2 protein-coding genes are annotated in these 2,139 nt (G+C 53.6%); one reads left to right on the top strand and one right to left on the bottom strand.

What is annotated here, in order from left to right:
• Window positions 1-308: 308 nt before the first annotated feature.
• Entirely contained in the window at window positions 309-1,247 is a 939-nt protein-coding gene (istA, locus tag KJ970_02335; protein MBU2689736.1) for an IS21 family transposase, read from the top strand.
• Between the two features lie 438 nt (window positions 1,248-1,685).
• On the opposite strand, the gene KJ970_02330 is transcribed toward istA, so the two are convergent.
• Window positions 1,686-2,000, bottom strand: coding sequence for a hypothetical protein (locus KJ970_02330; protein ID MBU2689735.1), 315 nt, complete (start codon window positions 1,998-2,000; stop codon window positions 1,686-1,688).
• Window positions 2,001-2,139: the final 139 nt, after the last annotated feature.

Genomic DNA, 2,139 nt, shown 5'->3' with positions numbered 1-2,139 from the left:
TCCCCGAAAACCGTCCTGATGGCTATGAAATCTGTGATGGTATCTTCGGGGCCTTTGGGATGGGATGTGTCGGTCCCCCGCCTGCCATCCGACCAACCACCTGGGGAATAATCAAATCTCTTTATCGAAGCAAGTAGATATTAGGATCACAAGACTGCGTTTTCCGTCAAAATCGGCCGCCCAGTGATCCGCGACACTGAAAAGTAACGAAGACAGGACGGCTGCAACAACAGTGCCTATTATTGACTCCTGCTGATAAGCGACACTGAAAAAGTCAGACTTTTGATAAGCGACACTCAAAAAGCCGGATTCAACAGGAGAAGACACTGGACCAGGCCGCGGCTAAGGCCGGCATGGGCGAGAAAACAGCTCGCAACTACCTGAAAAGCGGGGAGTTACCCAGCGAGAGGCAGTCCAAGCCTCGTGATTACGGAGCCGGCCGGGATCCCTTCGAGGATGTTTGGGATGAGCTCTTGGGGTATTTGATCGTCAATCCCGGTCTTCAGGCTGTAACATTCTTCAAGTATCTGCAGAAGAAATCCCCCGGACAACTCCAGGACGGACAGCTGAGGACTTTGCAGCGCCGGATCAAAGTCTGGCGTGCGACGGAAGGCCCATCGAAGGAGGTCTTCTTTGATCAGCGGCATACACCAGGTCGTCTGAGCCAGTCCGATTTTACGCACATGGACAATCTGGAGATAATGATTGGCGGCATCCCATTTCCTCACATGGTCTATCACTTTGTGCTGACCTACTCGAATTGGGAAGCGGCGACGATTTGCTTCTCCGAGAGTTTTGAGAGTTTGAGTGAGGGGCTTCAAAACGCTCTATGGGAATTGGGCGGAGTCCCCGAGAGACACCAGACGGACCGTTTAACAACAGCGGTACAGAAGACAGAGCACCACAAGGAATTCACTCAGCTGTATCAGTCATTGCTGGGTCATTACGGTCTCGAGGGCCGCAAGATACGGGTGAGAGAACCTCATGAGAATGGTGATGTGGAGCAGCGTCACTATCGTTTCAAGCAGGCCGTCGACCAGGCTTTGATGATGAGAGGCCATCGCGATTTCAGAACCCGGGAAGAGTACACAGGCTTTCTCGAAAGTCTTTCGAAAGAGCTGAATGCAGGCCGGCGCGGTCGTCTCGATGAAGAGCTCGCTGCTTTGCGATCTTTGCCCAAGAGGCACCTTGAAACCCGCCGGCGATTCCAGATGCGCGTCAGAAGTGGGAGATCGTCGAGACCCTGATTGAACAAATCCGGGTGGAGGCAGTTGAGGAAGGCGGGAGGAAGCGAGCCGTCGTGCATGTCACTTACAAATTCGATCCTCCACTGAAACCTACTTTGGTCGCACGAACCCACACCCGTGCGAGTCGGTGCCAGGCGTTGAGAATTAGCCGGGCGTACCGGGTGCGGATGTGGTTCGAGATCTATAAGCCGGTATGCAATGCTTACCCTGTACGTACAAGGTGTCTGCCCAAACGCCGTCTCGCTTCCAACCAGCCCGGAGCCAATAGGAGTTTCAACGCCCCTCGCGCCTGATCTGCCCCCAGCGATATCTTCCGGAAGCGCGTCAAGGGAATGGCCTTGTGGAGCCCCGCAGGGAGAGGAGGAGAGGCAAATGAACGCCAAACATAAGCTCGGGGGGGGCACGCTAGTGCAACGCCCTGAAAGTTTTGGTACACCCTCATCTCGGCGCCACGAGATGCTGCATAAAAGTCTGCATCACAGACACCATCTCCTTGATGCTGCCTGAAAACGGCATGCGCTCCCATCTGCCGTTATGCCGTCTGACACTCAGCCCATATCTGGACGCATTCAAGCGGGTGAGTCGAACAAGGTCGACATTCACAGATTTGGTTCCTTGTTCGATCACTTCACTACGGCGCAAGATGAGATGATCGCCGTGAATGATCACAGACATCCCAGCTGTCAGTTTATTCTCCTCCAACAAGCGGGTGAGGGTAGTGAGCGCGGCTTGCATTTTTGTCTTCGACATCATGAACACTATCGTACCAGTGGGAGGCCCTGGTATGTCCAGCGAAATGGTCGTGCCTCCTCTTCGTTCCATAGATTAATAAAAGACTCAATGGCTGAAATCAGGTCATCAGGTGATCGAAAGTTGCCATATCGCAAGACCC

The sequence above is a fragment of the Candidatus Eisenbacteria bacterium genome, assembly GCA_018831195.1.
Classification (GTDB): Bacteria; Eisenbacteria; RBG-16-71-46; order CAIMUX01; family JAHJDP01; genus JAHJDP01.
Note: the sequence above shows the minus strand (reverse complement) of the source record. Positions and strands in the feature narration are given on the sequence as shown.